Origin of the sequence: Halomonas halophila (assembly GCF_030406665.1) — a bacterium.
Classification (GTDB): domain Bacteria; phylum Pseudomonadota; class Gammaproteobacteria; order Pseudomonadales; family Halomonadaceae; genus Halomonas; species Halomonas halophila.
This window is the reverse complement of record NZ_CP129121.1, coordinates 27,475-49,604: the sequence shown is the minus strand read 5'-3', so window position 1 is coordinate 49,604 and position 22,130 is coordinate 27,475. Positions and strand designations below refer to the sequence as shown.

The window sequence follows — 22,130 nt, the reverse complement described above, 5'->3', positions numbered from 1 at the left end:
GCGCCAGTATACATGATGCCGTGGGGCCGCCGAGGGCGTGCGATATGACGCCCGGCGGGACCGTGCGATATGATGCCGCAAGCAGAGGCAAGTCGCGACCCCGTCCGAGGCCACAGGGCCAGGGCGGTACCGCCCCAACCACGAGGCCTTCGACCCATGACCGACTCTTCGACCCCGACGCCCCGCCCGGTGGCCCTGATCATCCTCGATGGCTACGGCTACAACCCGGACCCCACCGACAACGCCATCCTGGCCGCCGACACCCCGGTGATGGACCGGCTGTGGGAGACCCGCGCCCACGCCCTGGTGCACACCGACGGCCGCTACGTCGGCCTGCCGGACGGCCAGATGGGCAACTCGGAAGTCGGCCACATGAACCTCGGCGCCGGGCGCATCGTCTATCAGGACTTCACCCGCATCACCAAGGCCGTCGAGGACGGCGCGCTGGCCGACAACGCCATCCTCACCGGCCCGCTGGATGCCGCTGCCGAGGCCGGCCGCGCCGTGCACCTGCTGGGCCTGCTGTCGCCGGGCGGCGTGCACAGCCACGAGGATCACATCCTCGCCATGGCCGAGCTGGCCGCCAAGCGCGGCGCCACGCGCATCTACGTCCACGCCTTCCTCGACGGCCGCGACACCGCGCCCAAGAGCGCTCGCGCCTCCATCGAGCGCGTCAACGCCAGGCTCGCCGAGCTGGTCGGCGCCGAGAACGGCTACGTGGCCTCGCTGATCGGCCGCTACTACGCCATGGACCGCGACAACCGCTGGGACCGCGTCGAACAGGCCTATCGCCTGGCCACCGAGGGCGCCGCCGAGCACGCCGCCCAGAGCGCCGAGGCCGGCCTGGACGCGGCCTACGACCGCGGCGAGAGCGACGAATTCGTCACCGCCACCGCCATTCTCGCCGGCGACACCCCGGTGCGCATGGAGGACGGCGACGCCGCCTTCTTCATGAACTTCCGCGCCGACCGCGCCCGCGAGCTGACCCGCGCCTTCGTCGAGGACGACTTCGCCGGCTTCGAGCGCCAGGCCCGCCCGCAGCTGGCCGGCGGCAGCCTGGTGAGCATGACCCAGTACGCCGCCGACATCCCGGCCCCGGCCGCCTTCCCGCCGGAAGAGCTGCACAACACCCTGGGCGAGGTGATGGAGAAACGCGGCCTGACCCAGCTGCGCATCGCCGAGACCGAGAAGTACGCTCACGTCACCTTCTTCTTCTCCGGCGGCCGCGAGGCCGAGTACGAGGGCGAGACCCGCGTGCTGGTGCCCTCGCCTCAGGATGTGAAGACCTACGACGAGAAGCCCGAGATGAGCGCCGTGGAGGTCACCGACCGCCTGGTCGAGGCCATCGAGTCCGGCGCCCATGACCTGATCGTGTGCAACTACGCCAACGGCGACATGGTCGGCCACACCGGCGACTTCGACGCCGCGGTCAAGGCCGTCGAGGCCGTCGATGCCTGCGTCGGCCGCGTGGTCGAGGCGCTCGAGAAGGTCGGCGGCGCCTGCCTGATCACCGCCGACCACGGCAACGCCGAGCAGATGGTCCACCCCGAGACCGGTGTCGCCCAGACCGCTCACACCACCTTCGACGTGCCGCTGATCTACGTCGGCCCGCGCCCGCTGAGCCTGGCCCAGGACGGCCGGCTGTGCGACCTCGCCCCGACCCTGCTGACGCTGATGGACCAGCCGGTGCCCGAGGAAATGACCGGCCGCGTGCTGATCGAGGCGTGAGCCGACGGCGCTGCCCGGCCCGGCGGCGATGGCTGCCGGGCCTCGTGATGGCCGCCGCGCTGAGCGCCGCCCTGGCCACCCCGGCGGCGGCGGTGGACGAACGCGAGGCGCAGCAGCGCCTGGATGCCATCGGCGAGCGCATCCAGGCGGCCACCCAGGACCTCTCCGCCACCCGCGACGCGCGGGACGACGCCAACGAGGACCTACGCGAGGTCGAGACCGCCCTGGCCGAGACCCATGCCCGACTGGACGCGCTCCAGGCCGAGAAGCGCGACCTGCGTGACGAGGTCGCGGCGCTCGAGGACCGGCGCCAGGCCCTCGAGGACGAGCGCCGGGCCCAGCTGACGGCGATCGAGGAGCAGCTCGACGCCCTCTACCGGCTGGGGCCGACGCCGCAGCTCAAGCTGCTGCTCAATCAGGACGATCCGGCCCGACTGGATCGCCTGCAGGCCTACCTCAACCGCCTCGCCGAAGCCCGCCGGCAGCGGCTCGACGAGCTCGAGCGGCTCGACGCGGCGCTGGCCGACAATCGCCGGGCCCTCGACGCGCGCGGCGATCGCCTGGCGCGCCTGTCAGAGACCCTGCAGGAACAGGGCGCCGAGCTCGCCAGCCGGGTCGACGAGCGCGAAGCCCTGGTGGCGAAACTCGACGACCGCTTCGCCAGCGAGCAGGCGCGGCTGACCGAGCTCGACCAGGATCGCGCCCACGCCGAGCGGGTGCTGCGCCAGGTCCAGGAACGCCTGGCGCGTATGCAGCAGCCGCCGCCCTCCACCAACATCGCCGCCACCCAGGGCGACCTGCCGTGGCCAGTGCAGGGCAGCGTGACCTCGTCGTTCGGCCGCGGCGACGGCGTGCACCGCAACGGCCTGGTGATCCGCGCCAGCGAGGGCACGCCGGTCGAGGCGGTCCATGCCGGCCGGGTGGTGTTCGCCGACTGGATGCGCGGCTTCGGCAACCTGCTGATCCTCGACCACGGCGACGGCGTGATGACCCTGCACGCCCACCTGCAGCGCTTCACGGTCGGCGTCGGCGAGGCGGTCAGCGCCGGCGAGACCCTGGGCGCGGTGGGCGCCAGCGGCGGCCAGTCATCCGCCGGGCTCTACTTCGAGGTACGCCGCAATGGCGAGCCCATCGATCCCAACCGCTGGATCGCCCGACGCTAGCAACAAGCATCGCCTTTCCGAGAAATGGCCGCCCGGCGGCACGTCGAGAGGAGCTCCTACGCCAAGGGTGGGGAGGACTCCTCCGAACGGGCTGGCCATGGATGGCCAGCACCGGCCCTGCAAGCGGAGCAGGAAGCGAGAGCGCAGCAGGGCGTCGGGAGCTACAGGGAGGTATTCATGCGTCTCCTCGAGTCGTGTTGCCGGGCTTTCTCCGGATCAGCGTCGCGCTATCCCATTAGCGTCCGCTACCACGCCATTTATTAGCGTCCACTGCCACGCTATTCCAATCGCGTCCGCCGCCACGCTATGCTGGAAACCCATCTGCGACACACCGCGAGAGAGCGCATGTTCCCGACGAACGCCCCGCTGCGGCACCTGAAGGCGGTTCTGCTGCCGGTCGCCCTGCTGACCCTGCCGCTGCCCCTGCAGGCCGCCTCCGACGTCGAGCCGGCCGGCGACGACCTGCCGGTGGCCGAGATCCAGGCCTTCGCCGAGGTGTTCGAGCGCATCAAGCGGGCCTACGTCGAGGAGGTCGACGACGCCACCCTAATGCGCAACGCCATGCGCGGCATGCTCAGCGAGCTCGACCCGCACTCCACCTATCTGGACGCCGACGCCTACCGGAGCCTGCAGGAATCCACCCAGGGCGAGTTCGGCGGCGTGGGCATCGAGGTCGGCAAGCGCGACGGCCAGCTCACCGTGATCACCCCCATCGACGACACCCCGGCCTCCCGCGCCGGCCTGCAGGCCCAGGACATCATCCTGCGCATCGACGACACGCCCACCGAGGGCATATCGCTGCAGGAGGCCGTCGACCTGATGCGCGGCGATCCCGGCACCGAGATCCGCCTGACCATCATGCGCGAAGGCGAGAACGCCCCGCGCGAGGTGGCCATCGAACGCGAGATTATTCGTACCGAGAGCGTGAAGCAGGAGCTGCTGGCGCCGGGCTACGGCTATCTGCGCGTCAGCCAGTTCCAGACCCGCACTGGCGAGCAGGTCGTCGACGCCCTGGAGACGCTGCGCGACGAGGGCCCGCTGAAGGGCCTGGTGCTCGACCTGCGCAATAATCCCGGCGGCGTGCTGCAGGCCGCGGTGGACGTGGCCGACGCCTTCCTCGAGAGCGGCCTGGTCGTCTACACCGAGGGCCGGCTGCCGGACAGCGCCATGCGCTTCTCCGCCCGGCGCGACACCGCCGCACCGGACGTGCCGCTGGTCATCCTGATCAACGGCGGCAGCGCCTCGGCGGCGGAGATCGTCGCCGGCGCCCTGCAGGACCAGCGCCGCGGCGTGGTGATGGGCACCGAGAGCTTCGGCAAGGGCTCGGTACAGCAGATCATGCCGCTGGGCGAGGACGAGGCGCTGAAGCTGACCACCGCCCGCTACTTCACCCCCAGCGGGCGCTCCATCCAGGCGCTGGGCATCGAACCCGACGTGCAGGTGGTGCGCGGCCGCCTCGAGGTCGCCGACAACACCGGCCTGCGGGTGCGCGAGGCCGACCTGGAAGGCCACCTGGCCGGCAACGGCGAGAAGGACGCCCGCAGCGAGCTGAGCGAGCGGCTGCGCGACGACTACCAGCTCGGCGAGGCGCTCAACCTGCTCAAGGCGCTGAACGTGCTGGGCGAGCGCGGCGCCGCGGCCACGGTCGAATCGTCCGACGACGGCTAGCCCCGTGCCCGGCAGACGGCGAGGGCTCTGCGCGACAGGCGTAGAGCCCTCAGCCCCGACAAGCGCCCTCCACGAATCATGAAGAGCTCTTAGGCGAGAGCCTTCGGCGCCTCATAAAGAGCCCCTTGTCGACAGGAGCCCTCAGCGTAGGGCGCGGCCCTTACCGACAAGAGCCCTCAGCGGAGGGCGAGAGCCTTCAGCGCCTGATAAAGAGCCCTCATTTACAAGAGACAGGCAGCCGCCCCCGGTGCCCCGCCGCCTGCTGCATCAGCAACCGCTTGAGCGGCGACAGCCGGTCGACCCCGGACATGCCCAGGTTACGGACCAGGGTCAGCGCCGGATGGCGGGCCCCGAACAGCAGCCGGAAGCCATCCATCAGCTTCAGCATGGCGGCGTTGTCGCCGCGACGGCGCCGCGCGTACCGCGACAGCCACGCCTCGCTGCCCGGCCCCACGCCGCGCCGCCGCGCCGTCAGGAGCTCCTCGGCCAGCACCGCCGCGTCCATCAGCCCCAGGTTCACGCCCTGCCCGGCCAGCGGATGAATGCTGTGGGCGGCATCGCCCACCAGCGCCAGCCCCGGCAGCACGTAGCGCTCGGCGTGGCGCTGGGTCAGCGGCACCGCCAGGGCGCCGTCGACCGCCTCGACCTCGCCCAGCCTACCGTCGAAGGCCGTGGTCAGCGCCTGACCCAGGGCCTCGGGAGAGAGCCCGCAGAGCCGGTCGGCGTGCTCCGGCGTGGTCGACCAGACGATCGAGCAGTAATGATCGTCGCCCTCCACCGTCAGCGGCAGGAAGGCCAGCGGGCCGTCGGACAGGAAGGCCTGGCGCGCCACGCCGCCATGGGGCTTGGCGGTGCGCACCGTGGTCACCACCGCCGAATGGCCGGTCTCCCGCGCCGTCACGCCGATGCCGGCCAGCTCGCGCAGCGGCGAGCGGGCACCGTCGGCGGCCACCACCAGCGGGGCGCTCAGGCGTTCGCCGCCCTCCAGTACCAGCTCACGCCCCGCCGGCCCGTCCTCGAGGCCCGTGACCCTGGCCCCGAAGCGCCGCGTCACCGTCGGCAGGCCGGCCAGCCGCGATTCCAGCGCCGCCACCACCACGTCGTTCTCGACGATATGGCCGAGCACCGGCAGGCCGGCCTCCTCGGCGGAGAATGCCACCTCGCCGGTGCCCTCGGCGTCCCACACCCGCATGCCGCGATAGGGCGTCACGCGCCGGCCCTGCATCCACGCCCAGGCGCCCAGCCCCTCGAGCAGGCGCTGGGAGACCGGTGTCAGGGCACTGACCCGCCGCTCCGGGCGGCCGCGGCCCACGGCCTCGGCGTCCAGCGGCGCCGGGCGCGCGTCCACCAGCGTCACCGCCACGCCGGCCTCGCCCAGCAGGCAGGCCAGGGTCGCGCCGACCATGCCGCCGCCGACGATGATCGCCTCGCCGGCCGGCGTCGCGTCTCGGTTCATGCCGCTCGCCTCGTCCTTCACGCTGTCGTCCTCCTTCACGGGCGCCTCGGTCATCGCTCCACCCCCATGGCGCGGCGGGCCAGGGTCCGACGCAGCGGCCCCAACAGGTTGAGCCCCACCAGGCCGGCGGCCCGGGCGTGGGAGAGCAAGGGGCTGTCGAGCCCGAACAGCCGGATCAGGCCGTCGCTGAAGCGGATCACGTCGTGGCGGTCGCCACTGCGGCGGGTCTCGAAGTCGCCCAGGGTGGAGGCGCTGCCGGCGGGTTCGCCGCGCGCGGCGCCGGCCTCGATGGCGGCCACCAGGTCCATCACCCCGCGCAGCGCCAGGTTGAAGCCCTGACCGGCCACCGGATGCAGCGCGTGTGCCGCGTTGCCCATCACCGCCAGTCCCGGCCGGGTGGTCTCCCGGGCCGTGACCAGCGACAGCGGGTAGGCGTGGCGCTTGCCGACCCGGCGGAAGCGCCCGGCGCGGTCGCCGAAGGCGCGCTGCAGCTGGGCCAGGAAGTCGCCGTCGGAGAGCGCCAGGCGGTCGGTCTCCTGCCCTGCCTCATGGGTCCAGACCAGCTCCATGGCCTGGCCCTTGAGCGGCAGCAGGGCGATCGGGCCGTCGCCGGTGAAGCGCTCATAGGCCCAGCCGTCGTGGGGCCGGTCGACCTCGACGCCGGCGATCAGCGCGACCTGATCGTAGGGCCGCTCGCGGCTCTCGATGCCGAGGCGCTCCTTGAGGCCCGAGCGGCCGCCGTCGGCCAGCACCGTCAGACCGGCCTCGAGGCAGGCACCGTCGGAGAGCGTCAGCCGGTGACCCCCGGCCACGGGCCGGATCTCCTCGACCCGGGCCGGGCAGTGCCAGTCCAGCGGCAGCTCGGCCAGGCGGCGGTGCAGCACGCGTCCCAGCCAGGCATTGGGAATCACCTGGCCCAGGGCCTCGCCGCCGAGCTCCTCGGCATTCAGCCGGGTCGCGCCCAGGCGGCCCTGCTCGCTGACGTGGATGCGGCGGATCGGCGAGGCCTGCTCGGCCAGGCCGTCCCACAGCCCCAAGGTGCGGAAGTGTGCCACCGAGCCCTGGGCGATGGCGCTGGCCCGGGCATCGAAGCTCGGCTGCCAGGGGGCGTCGAGCTTCGCCGTCATGGGCGCGGCCTCGATCACCGCCACCGTCAGCCCCAGCCGCTCGATCAGCGGTGCCAGGGCGCAGCCCAGGCTGGCGCCCACCAGTCCTCCGCCGACGATGGCGATGTCCACGTGCCGCGGGGCCTCGCCCCCGCCCAGATCGCTCATGGCCGGCTCCTCTCTTGCATTACGGCTGTCATCACGGTCCTCATCCTCACGACCTTCATCCTGACGGCCCTGTCAGCCGGCGCTCCTTATGCCGCCCTGCTGGGGCGGCGCTGGAATGCCGATTCACGGCCAATATTCCATAATGTACGTTACGTAACCCATAAATTATCGAACTTGCTAACGGTTATTCCTTGACCATCAGCGCCTCGATATCGGCCACCCGCTTGGGCACGTCGGCGGTCAGTACCTCGTGACCCGCCTCGGTCACCGCCACGTCGTCCTCGATGCGAATGCCGATGCCGCGATAGGCGGCGGGGATGTCGTCGTCCTCGGGCACGTAGAGCCCGGGCTCGATGGTCAGCACCATGCCCGGCACCAGCGGGCGTGGTTCGCCGTCCTGGCGGTACTGGCCGACATCGTGGACGTCGAGGCCCAGCCAGTGGGAGGTGGCGTGGAGATAGAAGCGCCGCCAGGCCTCGTTCTCGATGCAGTCCTGCAGCTCACCCTCTAGCAGGCCGAGTTCGATCAGCCCGGCGGTGAGATCGCGCACCACACCGCGATGGATGGCGACCAGGGTGGTGCCGGGGCGCACGGCCTCGATGGCGCGCTGCTGGGCGCCGAGCACCACCTCGTAGAGGGCGCGCTGCGCCTCGCCGAAGCGGCCCCCGACCGGGAAGGTACGGGTGATGTCACCGGCATAGAGGTCGAACTCGGCGCCAGCGTCGATCAGCACCAGGGCACCGTCATGCAGCACATCGGCGTTCTCGATGTAGTGCAGCACACGGGCATTGCCGCCGCCAGCGACGATGCTGGCGTAGGCCGGGCCGCTACCGCCCTGCCACCGGAACTCATGCTCGAGCTCGGCCTGCAGCTGGTACTCGGTCAGCCCGGGGGCACAGGCGCGCATCGCCCGGCAGTGGGCCTTCGCGCTGACCGCGCCGGCATGGCGCATCAGCGCCAGCTCCGACGGGCTCTTGACCAGCCGCTGCTCGTGCAGGCGCACGGACACGTCGGCAAAGGCCAGCGGTGGCCGCGCGCCGCGACGGGCCCCGGCCTGCAGCTCGGCGCGGATCGACTCGGCCAGGTGCAGCGCCTCGCTGTCGTCCAGCGGCAGGTAGAGGGCGGTGCGGCCGTCGAGCAGCTCGGCGAGGACTTCGTCGCGCTCGGCGTTGCCGAAGGCCTGGTCGAGGCCATGCACGCGCTCGGCGCCTTCCGCCCCCAGCCGGCGCCCGGTCCAGGCTTCCATCTCCGGGTCGCGATCCTGGCAGAACAGCACGCTCTCGCCATCGTCACGGCCGGGGAGCAGCAGCAGCAGGGCGTCGGGCTCGGGGAAGCCGGTGAGATAGTGAAAGTCGCTGTTCTGGCGAAAGGCATGTTCGCTGTCCCCGGAGCGGGTGACCAGCGCGGCGCCGGGCAGCAGCACGGCGGCATCGTCGGGCAGCGTGGCCATCAGGCGGCGGCGGCGCTCGCGGAATTCGGCTGCGCCGATGGCGGCGGGGCGAGGCAGGATCTCGGGCGGCATGGCAGTTCCTCGGGCAGGCGGGAGCCCCGCCGAGCGGCGGGGCCGGACATCTCGCGGTCCGGGCCGGCGGCCCGGACCGCCTCAGTGCTTGGTGTAGGCCTCGGGGTCGTCGACCTTCTCGACCTGCGGCTGACCGGGATGCTGCTCGGTGTAGAGCATCATGGCGGCCATGCGGGCGTGCTCGGTGAGGGCGAAGAGGTCGTTCTCGTTCTCCGGGTCGTCATCGAGGTCGGTCTCGATGCTGGTCAGGCCCTTGAGGTCGTCGACCGCCTCGCGCAGGGCCTCGGACCACTGCTTGCGCGGCGCGGCGCCGGCATCCTCGATCACCTCGAGGAAGCCCAGGGTCCAGTCCTTGAGGCCTTCGGCGCGCTCGGCCAGGGAGAACAGCTCATCGGGCAGCAGCGGCTCGTAGTTCATCTCGCTGGCCGAGAGCGCCTCGACGGTCTGGCGACGCCATCCCAGCAGGCGCTCGGCGGACGGCTCGTCGCGAGGCTGCTCGACGCCCAGGTTCTGGCACACGACTTCCAGCCAGCCTTCGGCGCTGAGGTCGTGCAGCGCCAGCGAGGCACACAGGCGGCCGTCGAGGAAGGCCGGCGATTGCATGCTGCCGTGCAACAGGAAGGTGTCGGCGATGTCGGAGAAATCCTGGCGTTCGTTGATCAGAGACATGGGACCATCCGGTGCGAGGGCCGCGCGGCGCGTTGACCGGCCGCAAACGGCTCTCTTATAGTGACTTGACGTACGTATACCCCACGATGTTAACGCATCGGGCCCCCTTGGCGCCGCATCCCGCGCGCTCGTCCGGGCCCGCCGGAGCCCCCCATGACCGACGCCTCGCGGCCCACCACCGAGATCACCCTGCTGGAGCGCCAGTACGTCATCGCCTGTCCGCCGGAAGAGCGCGACAAGCTGGAGCGTACCGCCCGCTACCTGGATCGTGCCATGCAGGGCATCCACGCCCAGGGCAAGGTGGTCGACCGGGAGAAGGTCGCCATCATGGCGGCCCTGAACATCACCCACGAGCTGCTCGAGACCCTCGAGGAGCGCCGCGCCGGCGAGAAGAGCCTCGGCGAGCTCAGCGCGCGCCTGGAGAAGGCGCTGGCCGACGCACCCTCGCGCTAGAGGATCGTGTTCAGTGCCGACTCGGGGACAGGCCTACGAGGGGCGCTATGAACCCATCCTTGGGCGCTACTTTGGCCATCCTTGGCCAAAAACCCCCTCTACGTCCTGCCCCCGATGCTCTGGTCCATTACCATCGGCATCATCCCCTCGCTGAGGATTCTTCGCTTTGGACGTAGGCCTCGCTCTGCTAGGATAGAGGCGTTCCCTGGGGTGTTCGCCAGTCGTTAAGTCCCTCGAGCCTATGCGCAGTACCCAGGGGGCCAACAGCTAGTCCGGACCCGTGTGCATGTCCGTGCGACGGAAAGCCTGACGGTCCGGCTGCGGCCACCCACCTTGAACCACAGGGTTCAAGGGCCAGAATGACAGCGGCACTCTGGGGAACTCCTTTCCGCATGACCGATCTGCAAGACACCGCCGCTCACGCCGTGAGAGACGACGAACGACGCGCCCTGCGTCGTGACCTTCGCCGTCGCCGCCGCCAGCTGAGCGCGCAAGAGCAATATCAGGCCGCCCGGCGACTGTGCCATCGCCTGCGGCATCTCCCCGAAGTCCAGCGCGCCCGGCGCGTGGCCCTCTACCTGCCCAACGACGGCGAGATCGATCCGACCCGACTGATGCCCTGGCTGAACGGCCGCGGTGCCCGCGTCTATCTGCCCGTGCTGCGTCCGCTTTCCCACAACGCCCTGTGGTTCGTGCACTACCACGCCGGCACGCCGATGGTGACCAATCGCTTCGGTATCCCGGAGCCCTGCACCCGCCACGGCGCCCATCGCGCCCGCCGCACGCCGGCCTGGGCCCTGGACCTGATCCTGATGCCGCTGGTGGGCTTCGACGACGACGGCCAGCGTATCGGCATGGGCGGCGGCTTCTACGACCGTACCCTGGCCTTCACCCGCGGCCGCGGGCCGCGGCCGCGCCTGATCGGCCTGGCCCACGACTGCCAGCGCGTCGACCGCCTGCCGGTGGCGCCCTGGGACGTGCCGCTGGACGCCATCGTCAGCGACCGGCGCGTGGTGCGCCCCTGAGCGCCTCGCGGATCGTTCCGACATGAAAAAAGCGGCCGATGCTTGAGCATCGGCCGCTTTTTTTCGGGAATCGTCCTGAGCGCTGGCGCCTACTGGCCGACCAACGCCTGGGCGTAGCCGGTCGCCACGACACCGATACCGAAGATCAGCACCAGGATCATGACCAGGTCGGGCTTGCGCTTCATCGTCGACTCCCTCGATCGCTATGACAACGGCGCGCCCGGGCGGCTCCGGGGCGCGGATAACAATGTGACTGTCTCGACTATACGGCGTCGAAGACGCCGCGAAATGCCCATTTGACCCCGTAAACACTGTTTCTTCGCCGCTTGCGGGCGAGTGAAGGGGCAGAGCGGCCAGGCGCTGGAACCGGCGGCCGGCATTCTCGAACGAGGCCATAGCCTAGAGGAAGGCTCCGGGCATGACAACCGTCATGCCCGGAGGATGAAGAAAAGCAACACGGTCATGGCCTGATATGGCGAGCGAGCAAACGTTCACTCACCCGCCCCGCCATCCTCAGGCCATGAACAGCCGATAGGCGGGATTGTCCGATTCCTTCCAGTAGCGATAGCCGATCTCGTCGAAGTGCTCCTCGACGTGGCCACGATCGTCTTCCGGCAGCTGCATGCCGACCAGCACCCGGCCGTAGGCGGCGCCGTGGTTGCGGTAATGGAACAGCGAGATGTTCCAGTCGTGGGGCAGGTGGGTGAGGAAGTTCATCAGCGCGCCGGGGCGCTCCGGGAACTCGAAACGATAGACCTCCTCGTCGAAGCGCTCCTGGGGACGGCCGCCGCCCAGATGACGCAAGTGCAGCTTGGCCAGCTCGTTGTCGGTGAGGTCCTCCACCGGATAGTCGGCCTCGCGCAGCTTGTCGATCACCGCCTGACGGTCCTCGCCGCCCGGCTTGACCTGCACCCCGACGAAGATGTGCGCCTGCTCGGGATCGGCATAGCGATAGCTGAACTCGGTGACCATGCGCTTGCCGATGGTCCGGCAGAACTTCTTGAAGCTGCCCGGCTTCTCGGGGATGGTCACCGCCAGGATCGCCTCGCGCTGCTCGCCCAGCTCGGTGCGCTCGGCGATGTGCTGCAGGCGGTCGAAGTTGGTGTTGGCGCCGGAATTGATGCACACCAAGGTCTCGCCGCTGGCGCCGGTCTGCTGGATGTACTTCTTGAGGCCGGCCAGCGACAGGGCTCCGGAGGTCTCGGAGACCGCGCGGGTGTCCTCGAAGATGTCCTTCACCGCGGCGCACATCTCGTCGGTGTTGACGGTGATGACGTCATCCACCAGGTCGCGCATCACCGCGAAGGGTGCCTCGCCGACCTGGGCCACGGCCACGCCCTCGGCGAACACGCCGACCTGGTCCAGCACCACGCGCTCGCCGCTGTCCAGGGCCGCCTTGAGGCTGGCGCTGTCCTCGGACTCCACGCCGATCACCTTGATCTCCGGGCGCAGGTACTTCACGTAGGCGGCCACGCCGGCGATCAGGCCACCGCCGCCCACCGGCACGAAGATGGCGTCCAGCCGACCGGGGTTCTGGCGCAGGATCTCCACCGCCACGGTGCCCTGGCCGGCGATCACGTCGATATCGTCGAACGGCGGGATGTAGGTGTAGCCGTGCTCCTCGATCAGCTCCTGGGCGTGGGCCGCGGCCTCACCGAAGGCATCGCCCTTGAGCACCACCCGGGCGCCCCGGGCGCGCACCGCGGCGACCTTGATCTCCGGGGTGATGCGCGGCATCACGATCACCGCCTTGACCCCCATCTGCTTCGCGGCCATGGCCAGCCCCTGGGCATGGTTGCCCGCCGAGGCAGCGATCACGCCCTTGGCCTTCTGCTCGTCGCTGAGCTGCGCCATCTTGTTGTAGGCGCCGCGAATCTTGAAGGAGTAGACCGGCTGGAGGTCTTCGCGCTTGATCAGAATCTGGTTGTCGAACCGGCGGGACAGGAAGGGGGCCGACGAGATCGGCGTTTCCCGGGCGGCCTCATAGACCCGGGCCTGGAGAATCTTCTTGACGGTATCTTCGAGCATCCTGACATTCCGATAGTAGCGCGAGGGGCCGCGTGACGCGGCGCGGAGGGAACCTCTATTGGTAGCATTCGCGCCGGCACGGCGTCCAGCACGGCGAGGCGCCATGGCCTATAATGGCGCGGCATTTCCACCCTCCAGCCAGACGAGCCCTCCATGACCCAGGACGAACTCAAGGACGCCGTGGCCGCTGCCGCCATCGACGAGATCCGCCCGCTGCTCGGGCGCGACGTGGTGATCGGCGTCGGCACCGGCTCCACCGCCAACCGCTTCATCGACCAGCTGGCCGCGCTGAGCGGCGACTTTCGCGGCGCCGTGGCCAGCTCGGAAGCCAGCGCCGAGCGCCTGCGCGGCCACGGCATCGACGTCTTCGAGCTCAACGAGGTCGGCACCGTGCCCGTCTATGTCGACGGCGCCGACGAAGTGAACGCTCACCTCCAGATGATCAAGGGCGGCGGTGCGGCCCTGACCCGAGAGAAGATCGTCGCCGCCTGCGCCCAGCGCTTCGTGTGCATCGCCGACGGCTCCAAGAAGGTGAAGTGCCTGGGTGACTTCCCGCTGCCGGTGGAGGTGATTCCCATGGCCCGCTCCTACGTGGCCCGGGAGCTGGTCAAGCTGGGCGCCGACCCGGTCTACCGCGAGGGCGTGGTCACCGACAACGGCAACCAGATCCTCGACTGCTATGAGTTCATGATCGACGATCCCGTGGCCATGGAAGCGCAGCTCAACGCCATCGTCGGGGTGGTCACCAACGGCCTGTTCGCCGCCCGCGGCGCCGACGTGCTGCTGCTGGGCACCGACCAGGGCGTCGAGCGTCTGACGTCGGCCTGACTTCCACTTGCACAGGGCCGGATATCGCTCGGCCCTGCCCCATCTCTCATACTCCCCCACGAGAAAAACCACCACAGCATAATTAGCCATTACAGGCGGTAGCGGTATGCCCGCCCTCTTATCCTGCACCCCATAGGTTAATTTCTGTAACTGAGCAACCTTCCAGTTACGGAGATGACAGCGGCCAGAAGAAGCCGTCCGCTATAACAACACGGGGGAAGGGAACATGACGCAGTTCGCCCATCGGGTGCTGGTCACCGGCGGTGCCGGTTTCATCGGCTCCCATAGCGTCGAGTTACTGCTGGCAAAAGGCTATAAAGTGCGTGTGCTGGACAATCTTTCCAGCGGCAACCTCTCCAACCTGCCTCTGCAGAACAGGCGTCTGGAGTTCGTCAAAGGCGACATTCGCGATGCCTCGAGCGTGGCACAGGCCATGCGTGACATCAGCCTCTGTCTCCACCTGGCGGCTCAAGTGTCGGTCGTACGCTCCGTTGAAGACCCGGCCGCCTCGGCCAGTCACAATATCCTCGGTACGCTCAATGTGTTTCACGCCGCAACGTCGGCTGGCGTCGAGCGCATCGTCTATGCCTCATCTGCGGCCGTTTACGGCATCCCCAGATATTTGCCAATACGCGAGACATTCACTCCATCTCCGATCTCGCCCTACGGGCTGGAAAAGTGGGCGGATGAACGTTACGCAGAGCTGCTGCAAACCTCCCAGGGTCTGTCGAGCCTGGGGCTGCGCTACTTCAATGTCTACGGCCCTCGTCAGGACCCGCAATCGCCCTATGCTGGTGTCATTGCACGCTTCCTCGACACTCTCCTGCTCGGACAGTCCCCTCGGATCTTCGGCGATGGCCTACAGACTCGCGATTTCATCTACGTTCGGGATGTCGCGCGAGCCAACGTGTCGGCCCTGGAAACAGGACACCAGGGCGTCTGTAACGTGGCCACAGGGCAGCGCACCAATCTGTTGGGCTTGCTGGATACTCTCGGCTCGCTGACCCATCACCCTCCCACCCTTCAGTTTTCGCCGGCCAGGCAAGACGATATTCGCGATTCGTGCGGGCATACCCAGCGCCTCGAGCAGTGGCTCGGCATACAGGCGGAGTGGTCGCTGGAAGACGGACTCGACGCCCTGGTGTCCAGCACGATTCAGCAGCAGCCAGCCGATGCCATCACGACGACGTCCCATGGTTGAGAGAAGCACGGCACCGCGTGCGAGGTAGACAAGATGCGCAACATCGTTGGGCTACTCTTCATCGCGATAGCGCTGGCAGTGCCCCCTGTCACCGCTCGTGCGGTCATCCCGGACGGCGCTTCTTCGCCCAGCGTAGCCTTCTACTATGGAAATGACGCCCCACTGGAGTTACTGGATCAGTTCGACTGGGTGGCGATAGAAGCTGCCAATCTCGCACCCAAGCAGCGGGAACGGCTGGAGCGCCATGGTACGCAGGCCTTTGCTTACGTGAGTGTCGGCGAACTCGATGCCTGGCGTCCCCAGCCCTCGCATCTTCCGGACTCGGTCCTCCTCGAAGACAACCCTCACTGGAACAGCAGGGTGGCCGACCTCACCAGCGACGAGTGGCAACGCTACCTGCTGGAGGAACGCATCCAGCCATTGTGGAACGACGGCTACCGAGGACTCTTCCTCGACACCCTCGACAGCTATCGGCTGTTTGCCCCAGAGGGCAGGGCCGCTTGGCGTCAGCAGCAGGCGTTGGTCGAGCTGATCGGCGAGATACGTCAACGCTTCCCCGACATGAAGCTGCTGGTCAACCGCGGTTTCGAGGTACTCGATCGCATCCATGGCGATATCGTCGGTATCGCAGCCGAGTCCCTTTATCGACGCTGGAACCCAGCGACCGGCATCTACGGTTCGGTGCCAGACACGGACAGTCAGTGGCTGCATGATCACCTGAGTCGTGCGAGGGACGAATACGGCCTGCCCACCATCGCCATCGATTACGTGCCGGCCGCTGATCGTGAGCTGGCGCGCCGGACCGCCGAGCGGATAGCTGCCGAGGGGTTCATCCCTTGGGTCAGCGTGGCACAGCTTAATCAGGTGGGCGTTGGGCTCATCGAGCCGGTGCCTCGTCGCATATTGATGTTGTATGACAAGGCATCTACCGAGGCGGGTGAGCTGGCCAACACCAATGCCCACCGTTACCTGGCCATGCCGCTGGAATATATGGGCTATGCGGCGGAGTATCATGACGTCAACGCCGCATTGCCCGACGACGTCCTGAATGGCCGCTACGCCGGCATTGTCAGCTGGTTCGATGGTCCGATCCCCCATGGACAACGCTACGCCGACTGGCTGCTCGAACAGATGCGCAATGGTCTTCGCGTCGTCATCCTGGGTGACCCCGGGATCCCATTGAATGGCGCCTTGGGCAACCACATGGGACTCATCGAGGGCTCCGAGCAGCGCCAGCTGCGCATCGCGGACCACGACGACATGCTGGGATTCGAAGGCATGCCTTCACACCCCGCGCCTTATCAGCACGGCTATCAGACAACACGTGCCGACATCATCCGCCACCTGACCCTGGAGGCCCCGGGGGGCCGTTCCCTGTCCCCGGTACTGAGCGGCCCCTGGGGCGGGATCGCCACCTGGCCATGGATCCTTCAGCAGGCCGGTGAGGCGCAGCAGCGCTGGATTCTCGATCCCTTTGCGTTCCTCGAGACCGCACTGGCCCTCCCCGAGATCCCCGTACCGGACCCCACCACAGAGAATGGCGCCCGCTACTGGATGACACAGATCGACGGCGACGCCTTTGTCAGTCGAGCCGATTTTCCCGGCTCGCATTTCACCGGCGAACTCATGTTGACGGAGGTCCTGCAACGCTACCGTGTGCCGACCACCGTTTCGGTGATCGAGGGAGAGTTCGGACCGCATAGCCTGCATCCACATCTCCGCTCACAGCTGGAACCACTCGCCCGACGCATCTTCGAGTTGCCCTGGGTCGAGATTGCCAATCACACCTTCAGTCACCCCTTCCAGTGGGAAAAGCTCGACGAAGGCGATCTCGCCGGACAGGGCGAGACCCAGGCCGGCTTCAACTACAACCTGCCGATACCAGGCTACGCGTTCTCTCTGGAGCGCGAGATCGCCGGCGCCACGGCATACATCAATGACCACCTAGCGCCGCCCGACAAGTCGGTGTCCGTGGTGCTGTGGAGCGGCAACGCCTTGCCTCCGGAAGAGGCCCTTGCGCACGCCGAACGGATCGGCCTGCGAAACATGAACGGCGGCAACACCCACATCACCGACAGCTTTCCCACCTTGACCCGGGTGTCGCCCATGCTGCGTCCCCAGGGCGACTACCTGCAGGTATACGCTCCTCAGACCAACGAGAACATCTACACCAACCACATGCGCGGACCACTGTGGGGCTATCGCCGTGTCATCGAAACCTACCGGCTGACCGATCGTCCCCGCCGGCTCAAGCCGATCGACATCTACTACCACTTCTATTCGGCGGCGAGCCCTGCCGCACTGAAGGCGCTGCAGCAAGTCTACGACTACGTCAGCACCCAGGAGACGCTCCCGGTCTATACCAGCACGTGGAGCGATGTTGCCAGCCAGTGGTACGACCTGGGTATCGCCCGCAGGCTCGACGGTGGTTGGCAGATCCGCGCCGCCACTCAGCTTCGCACCCTGCGCCTGCCCCCTGCCCTGGGCTGGCCGGATCTGGCAGCCTCCCGGGGCGTGGCCGGCGTCAGGGACACCGACACCGGGCGCTATGTCGCCTTGAGCGGCGCCGGTGATTCCCTTCTTCAGCTGTCGCCACACCCCCCCGAGACCCCCCACCTGAGGCTGGCCAACGGCCGTATCTCCCGCTGGGAGCGACACGACGCCAAACGCCTCTCGCTGCGCCTTGCCGCCGAACAGGTCTCCTTGCACATCGCGCTGGCCGGCATGGAGGGCTGCGATATCGACGCCCCCGGTGCCAGACAGCAGCAGCAAGGCGACCAGGTGATCCTGAGCTACGCGGGGAGCCACTCCGATCGCATCGAGGTGTCCTGTGACGACTGATCCCCTTCGTTCCCGACATCGGCATCCAATGCGCGACGGTCACCTGATCCGGCCCTTGACCTTGCGGGGGCTGGGCATCCTGCTGGCGCTTATCCTGATCGGCCTCTTCCCGGCCCGCCACTTCCTGCAGCTCGGCGCCTCACCGGAGACCGCCTACGAACGCATGGCGATCCTCTACCATCAGGCCCTGCTCAGGGTCAGCCCCGACAACGTCGGACTGCGCCTTGCCTTGACCCGCCAGCTCATGGAGATCGGTGAGCTCGCCGCCGCACGCGAGACCTTGGCGCCACTGGGCGGCAACCACGACATCGACATCCAGTGGCTGCTGCTGGAGCTGAACTGGCAGGCCTATGCGGCCCTGCCCGCAGAGGCTCCCGAGCGGGCTCGCCACCTCGAGCGGCTGACCCGGCAACTCGCTGCGCTCGAGTCGCGCGATGATCTTCCACCACCGCACCTGGCCACGATCGCCCATCACTGGCTGGCAATCGGCCATCCCGCCCGCGCGGCCCAATGCTACGAGCAGCTGGCCGAGCGTGACTCACCGAAGGGCTACCACTGGTTGACCCAGGCCGGCTACTGGTGGCTCAAGGCCGGCGCACCGGAGCGCTCGGCCAGGGCCTGGCACCGGGCGTGGCAGATCGCCGGGGATGCCCCTCACGATCTCGGCTGGCTGGGGTGGGTGATCCCCGCGGCCCATGCCCAGCAGGATTCCCTCGGCTCCGAGGACCCGCCACGCCGGGAAGCCGCCCTGGCCGCCTTGTCTGCCGCCGAACAGAGCCAGAGCGACATCGGCGTGGCGTATGCACGGGAATATCTGAGCCACTATCCCGATGATGAAACGTTGCTGACGCTCGGGATTCGCCTGGCACTGGCTCATGACGAACCGGAACAGGCTTTCGAATGGTCACAGCACTATCTCGATCTGTATCCCGATGACGTGGATGCCCTCGAGCGCCACGTCTCGATCGCCCTGGGCCTCGACCGTCTGGAGTCGGCCATCGAGGGCCTGGAGCGGCTGCAGCGCCTGGAACCGAATCAGCTCGACCACCTCGAGCGCCTCGCCCACACCCAGCAGTGGGCCGACCAACACCGGCAGGCGCTGGACACTCTGGAGCGACTGGCCCGGGCCAGCGAACGGGCCGAGCATGATCGCGAGGTCGTGACCCTCGCGCTGAGTCTGCGCTATCGCACCACCGCCCTGGCCGCCCTGCGGCGCCTCAACGAGCGCGGCGAACTGACGCCTGATGAACGCCATCTGCTGGTCGACCTGCTCGATGCCTTGGGCGAGCCGGACGCCGCCATCGCCCAGATTCGCCGCTGGGAAGCCGCCGGCGACGGCGATCGGGAACTGCGCATTCGCCTGGCCACCTGGCTGGAACAGGTCGGCCGTCTCGAGGACGCACAAGATGCCTGGGCCAGGCTAGCGGGGCATTCCGGGCTGGAGGTCGAGGCGACCCGCGAGCGGAGTCGCCTTCTGACCCAGCAGTGGCGACTCGACGAGGCCCTGACCGTCCTCGGCCGCATCGACCCCGACAGCACCTCGGCCATGGCCGACGAATACTGGCGCCAGCGCGCCGAGCTGGCCTGGCAAGTCGGCGATGCGAGGAGCAGCCGGCAGGCCTATCAGGCCCTGTTCGCCCGCCATAGCCTGGAGAACGATGAGGCGACGCGCCTCATCCGCACCGCGGGCGACGGCGGCGACCTGTCGCTGGCCATGCGGGTGACTCGCGAACGCTGGGAAGCCGAGCGCGACACCGACGCGATCATGGAGATGCTTGACCTTGCCCAGCGTGAGTCTCGCCCCGACCTCACGCGAGCGCTTTTAGCGATGGTCGAGCAGGATCCAGCCCCCCTGGCCGACTCGCCCCACTACTGGGGGGCCCTGGGCGCTCAACGGCTGCGGGAACGGGATGCTCCCGGTGCCGTCTCGGCGTACCGGGAAGCCCTCGCCCTGGCCCCCGGCGAGCCCTACCTCCGCGCCGGGATGCTCTATGCACTGGCCGCCGACGGGGAGCACGAGATGCTTCGCCAACGCCTCGGCGAATGGGCCGCCGCCGCCCGCGGTCATACCGACCTGATGGCCGCCATGGCCAATGGCCATCGCCAGCTGGGGGAGCTCGACCGGGCATTGAGATGGTATCGCTCGGCAGCCCAGGCTGCGCCGCGGGATACCTGGCTCCAGCTCGATCATGCCGACACCCTGGCATTGACCGGTCACGCGGCAGCCGCCTTCCGGCTGCGTCATCAGGCGCTGGCCGACCTGCTGCCCCAACTCGCGGCCAACCCGAACGCCTCGACGCAGCCGGGCCTTGACAGCCGGGAAGATCGGGTCCGGGCACTGGGCACACTGACGACACTGGCCGGCCCCGACAGCGGCCGGGGCTGGTACCACACCCTGCTGCTGCAGGCGTTCGACGACACGCCACCGACGGTGGAAGACAGCGATTGGCTGTTCGACGCCAACCTGGCCCTGAACCGACCGCTGCACGCCCGCTACCTGCTGCTGCGGACCCGCGACCTGGGCCATCGCAGCCCCGACTGGCAGCGCCTGTCGGTCGCGCTGGAGAAGAATGATCGCGCCACCCTGAAGCGATTGCTCGACGATGACACGGCCGCCCTGTCAGCGGCCGACCGGTTCGCGGCCCTCCAGCGGCTCGACCGCCGCCAGGAAGCATTGGCGCTGGCCACCGACCTGACCGCCGCCGGCCATGACCAGCGAGCCGACGCCGTGGCGCTGGCCAACGAGCTGCCCCATCGCCTCGTCACTCGTGCCTCCCATGAGGAACTCGGCGACCTGAGCATCGACGGCGGCCAGCTGAGCTACGAGCGAGCCGGCGAACGCTGGTGGGGCAGGCTCGATCTGGCGAAGCGACGGCTGGATACCGGGCATCTCGATCTCGATGCGGACGGCCTGGAACAAGAGAGCGTCGCAGGGCTGACCCTCGGCTGGAACGGCGCACGCAGCGATACCCGGCTACAGCTGGGCGGCGTCGAGAGCGACGACGACACCCGGGTCCAGCTCCGGCTCGACCAGCGTTGGCAGGCGACGTCGCGCCTGGCGGGCGGCGTCTACGGCGCGCTGGGCCAGACCTCCGAGATCGGCGACCTGATGCGAGTACTGGGGGTCGAAGACCGAGTCGGCGCCAATCTCGAATGGCAGCCCACGGCCCGTGACGTCCTGTCGTTCGATGCCAGTCACCTGATCTTCCGCAGCCGCGAGGAGCATGAACGACTGGGCGACGGCATGCGCCTGGAGGCGGATTGGAGCCACGCCCTGATGGCGGGCGCCAGCCGGCGGCTGGAGCTACGCCTGATGGCCAGTCACGAGCGCCACGATCCGGTGGACCAATTGCCCGAGGACACCGCCGCCCGCCTGCCCGCCGGCAGCACACCGGACCAGCTGCTCGACGACAGCAACACCTTCGTGGGCGTCGGGATAGGCATTGCGCGAGGCGAGCCGGGCCACGCCTACCCCCGGGTGGCCTCTCCCAGGCTGCGTTTCGACCTGGATGCCGGCTACCACATGCCGAACGACGAGTTCGCCATCAACACCACCTTCGCTGTCGGCTCCCGGCTGCTGGGCAATGACGAGCTGGGGCTGCGGCTCACTCTCGATCAGGGCACCGAACAGGGGGCAAGCAACAGCGACGACACGCGTTTCGCCATTGCCCTGACCTATCAGTACTTCCTGGGCCGCCAAACGGCCGCCCGCCACTAGCAAGGAGTGATGCCCATGTCCCGTTCATTCGCTTCCTCACTGGCCATGGCGACGCTCATCGGCCTGCTCCCGCTCGGCGGCTGCGCCGTGACCGACGTGCACCGCTCGGCCTCTCTGGATCCCGGCGCACGCTGGGCGCTGCTGCCGATCGCCAACCACTCCGAAACGCCGCTGGCCGGCCGGCGCGCCGAATCGGGCCTGACCACCCTGCTGCACCAGCACGGCGTCACCTCGCTGACCCAGGCGCCCCGCCAGCCCCCCTCCGGGCTGCTCGACCTCACCGGCGGCCATGACCTGCAGGAGGCCCTCGACTGGGCCCAGCAGCAGGGTATCCGCTACGGCGTCACGGGCTCCGTGGACGAATGGCAGTACAAGGCCGGCCTGGATGGCGAGCCCGCCGTGGGGCTGAGCCTGCGGGTGGTCGACGTCAACAGCGGCGAGACGCTGTGGAGCGCCAGTGGCGCACGCAGCGGTTGGGGCTTCAGCACCACCAGCGGCGTCGGCCAGGAACTGATGGCCGACCTGGTCGACGAACTTCCCCTACAGCGCTGAGGTG

General features: G+C 68.7%; 15 protein-coding genes and 1 other RNA gene. 11 read left to right on the top strand and 5 right to left on the bottom strand.

Translation table 11 applies throughout. The annotated features are described in order from the left end of the window. Positions 1 to 156: 156 nt before the first annotated feature. The 3 genes from gpmI (at position 157) to QWG60_RS00175 (ending at position 4,559) form a co-directional block, all read left to right on the top strand. Entirely contained in the window at positions 157 to 1,728 is a 1,572-nt protein-coding gene (gene gpmI, locus QWG60_RS00185; RefSeq protein ID WP_146908867.1) for a 2,3-bisphosphoglycerate-independent phosphoglycerate mutase, read from the top strand. A 47-nt stretch (positions 1,729 to 1,775) separates the two neighbouring features. Further along, positions 1,776 to 2,891 (top strand): murein hydrolase activator EnvC family protein, encoded by a 1,116-nt coding sequence (locus QWG60_RS00180; protein WP_146908912.1) that lies wholly within the window; start codon positions 1,776 to 1,778, stop codon positions 2,889 to 2,891. 345 nt (positions 2,892 to 3,236) lie between these two features. Next, positions 3,237 to 4,559: a S41 family peptidase gene (locus QWG60_RS00175; RefSeq protein ID WP_146908865.1), complete on the top strand. Its 1,323-nt coding sequence runs from the start codon at positions 3,237 to 3,239 to the stop codon at positions 4,557 to 4,559. Positions 4,560 to 4,776: 217 nt separating this feature from the next. Here the strand turns inward: QWG60_RS00175 and QWG60_RS00170 are convergent, their stop codons facing one another. From QWG60_RS00170 to QWG60_RS00155, 4 genes are all read right to left on the bottom strand, one after another. Beyond that, positions 4,777 to 6,069: a UbiH/UbiF/VisC/COQ6 family ubiquinone biosynthesis hydroxylase gene (locus QWG60_RS00170; protein WP_379825956.1), complete on the bottom strand. Its 1,293-nt coding sequence runs from the start codon at positions 6,067 to 6,069 to the stop codon at positions 4,777 to 4,779. Next, positions 6,066 to 7,289 (bottom strand): 2-octaprenyl-6-methoxyphenyl hydroxylase, encoded by a 1,224-nt coding sequence (ubiH, locus tag QWG60_RS00165; RefSeq protein ID WP_046078913.1) that lies wholly within the window; start codon positions 7,287 to 7,289, stop codon positions 6,066 to 6,068. The genes QWG60_RS00170 and ubiH overlap by 4 nt, the downstream gene beginning before the upstream one ends. 184 nt (positions 7,290 to 7,473) lie before the next feature. Continuing rightward, the gene (pepP, locus tag QWG60_RS00160) at positions 7,474 to 8,811 is read right to left on the bottom strand and encodes a Xaa-Pro aminopeptidase (RefSeq protein WP_046078912.1); all 1,338 of its coding nucleotides are present in this window, start codon (positions 8,809 to 8,811) and stop codon (positions 7,474 to 7,476) included. Between the two features lie 81 nt (positions 8,812 to 8,892). Next, the gene (locus QWG60_RS00155) at positions 8,893 to 9,480 is read right to left on the bottom strand and encodes a UPF0149 family protein (protein ID WP_046078911.1); all 588 of its coding nucleotides are present in this window, start codon (positions 9,478 to 9,480) and stop codon (positions 8,893 to 8,895) included. Positions 9,481 to 9,633: 153 nt separating this feature from the next. On the opposite strand from QWG60_RS00155, the gene QWG60_RS00150 reads away from it, so the two are divergent. From QWG60_RS00150 to QWG60_RS00140, 3 genes are all read left to right on the top strand, one after another. Next, positions 9,634 to 9,933 carry a cell division protein ZapA gene (locus QWG60_RS00150; protein ID WP_035594624.1) on the top strand — a complete coding sequence of 100 codons (300 nt, stop codon included), beginning with the start codon at positions 9,634 to 9,636 and terminating at the stop codon, positions 9,931 to 9,933. A gap of 199 nt (positions 9,934 to 10,132) precedes the next feature. Then, positions 10,133 to 10,317, top strand: a non-coding RNA gene (ssrS, locus tag QWG60_RS00145) — 6S RNA. Positions 10,318 to 10,325: 8 nt separating this feature from the next. Further along, complete coding sequence (locus QWG60_RS00140) at positions 10,326 to 10,958, top strand: 5-formyltetrahydrofolate cyclo-ligase (RefSeq protein WP_046078910.1); 633 nt, start codon at positions 10,326 to 10,328, stop codon at positions 10,956 to 10,958. Positions 10,959 to 11,471: 513 nt separating this feature from the next. On the opposite strand, the gene ilvA is transcribed toward QWG60_RS00140, so the two are convergent. Then, positions 11,472 to 13,091, bottom strand: coding sequence for a threonine ammonia-lyase, biosynthetic (ilvA, locus tag QWG60_RS00135; protein WP_281288381.1), 1,620 nt, complete (start codon positions 13,089 to 13,091; stop codon positions 11,472 to 11,474). Between the two features lie 48 nt (positions 13,092 to 13,139). Here ilvA and rpiA point away from each other — a divergent pair, with 48 nt between their 5' ends. The 5 genes from rpiA (at position 13,140) to QWG60_RS00110 (ending at position 22,126) form a co-directional block, all read left to right on the top strand. Then, a complete protein-coding gene (gene rpiA, locus QWG60_RS00130; RefSeq protein WP_046078908.1) occupies positions 13,140 to 13,814 on the top strand; it encodes a ribose-5-phosphate isomerase RpiA in 675 nt (224 codons plus the stop codon). Positions 13,815 to 14,040: 226 nt separating this feature from the next. Beyond that, positions 14,041 to 15,015, top strand: a complete 975-nt coding sequence (locus QWG60_RS00125; protein ID WP_046078907.1) for an NAD-dependent epimerase/dehydratase family protein — start codon at positions 14,041 to 14,043, stop codon at positions 15,013 to 15,015. Between the two features lie 33 nt (positions 15,016 to 15,048). Further along, entirely contained in the window at positions 15,049 to 17,856 is a 2,808-nt protein-coding gene (locus QWG60_RS00120) for a bifunctional glycoside hydrolase 114/ polysaccharide deacetylase family protein (protein ID WP_246124671.1), read from the top strand. A 28-nt stretch (positions 17,857 to 17,884) separates the two neighbouring features. After that, the gene (locus QWG60_RS00115) at positions 17,885 to 21,574 is read left to right on the top strand and encodes a tetratricopeptide repeat protein (protein ID WP_146908861.1); all 3,690 of its coding nucleotides are present in this window, start codon (positions 17,885 to 17,887) and stop codon (positions 21,572 to 21,574) included. 15 nt (positions 21,575 to 21,589) lie between these two features. Then, positions 21,590 to 22,126, top strand: a complete 537-nt coding sequence (locus QWG60_RS00110; protein WP_146908859.1) for a hypothetical protein — start codon at positions 21,590 to 21,592, stop codon at positions 22,124 to 22,126. Positions 22,127 to 22,130 lie beyond the last annotated feature (4 nt).

Bases quoted from the DNA above. Each gene is read 5' to 3' on its own strand.
- gpmI (WP_146908867.1), top strand. From the start codon at position 157: ATGACCGACTCTTCGACCCCGACGCCCCGCCCGGTGGCCCTGATCATC.
- QWG60_RS00180 (WP_146908912.1), top strand. From the start codon at position 1,776: ATGGCCGCCGCGCTGAGCGCCGCCCTGGCCACCCCGGCGGCGGCGGTG.
- QWG60_RS00175 (WP_146908865.1), top strand. From the start codon at position 3,237: ATGTTCCCGACGAACGCCCCGCTGCGGCACCTGAAGGCGGTTCTGCTG.
- QWG60_RS00170 (WP_379825956.1), bottom strand. From the start codon at position 6,069: ATGACCGAGGCGCCCGTGAAGGAGGACGACAGCGTGAAGGACGAGGCG.
- ubiH (WP_046078913.1), bottom strand. From the start codon at position 7,289: ATGAGCGATCTGGGCGGGGGCGAGGCCCCGCGGCACGTGGACATCGCC.
- pepP (WP_046078912.1), bottom strand. From the start codon at position 8,811: ATGCCGCCCGAGATCCTGCCTCGCCCCGCCGCCATCGGCGCAGCCGAA.
- QWG60_RS00155 (WP_046078911.1), bottom strand. From the start codon at position 9,480: ATGTCTCTGATCAACGAACGCCAGGATTTCTCCGACATCGCCGACACC.
- QWG60_RS00150 (WP_035594624.1), top strand. From the start codon at position 9,634: ATGACCGACGCCTCGCGGCCCACCACCGAGATCACCCTGCTGGAGCGC.
- QWG60_RS00140 (WP_046078910.1), top strand. From the start codon at position 10,326: ATGACCGATCTGCAAGACACCGCCGCTCACGCCGTGAGAGACGACGAA.
- ilvA (WP_281288381.1), bottom strand. From the start codon at position 13,091: ATGGCGCCTCGCCGTGCTGGACGCCGTGCCGGCGCGAATGCTACCAAT.
- rpiA (WP_046078908.1), top strand. From the start codon at position 13,140: ATGACCCAGGACGAACTCAAGGACGCCGTGGCCGCTGCCGCCATCGAC.
- QWG60_RS00125 (WP_046078907.1), top strand. From the start codon at position 14,041: ATGACGCAGTTCGCCCATCGGGTGCTGGTCACCGGCGGTGCCGGTTTC.
- QWG60_RS00120 (WP_246124671.1), top strand. From the start codon at position 15,049: ATGCGCAACATCGTTGGGCTACTCTTCATCGCGATAGCGCTGGCAGTG.
- QWG60_RS00115 (WP_146908861.1), top strand. From the start codon at position 17,885: ATGCGCGACGGTCACCTGATCCGGCCCTTGACCTTGCGGGGGCTGGGC.
- QWG60_RS00110 (WP_146908859.1), top strand. From the start codon at position 21,590: ATGTCCCGTTCATTCGCTTCCTCACTGGCCATGGCGACGCTCATCGGC.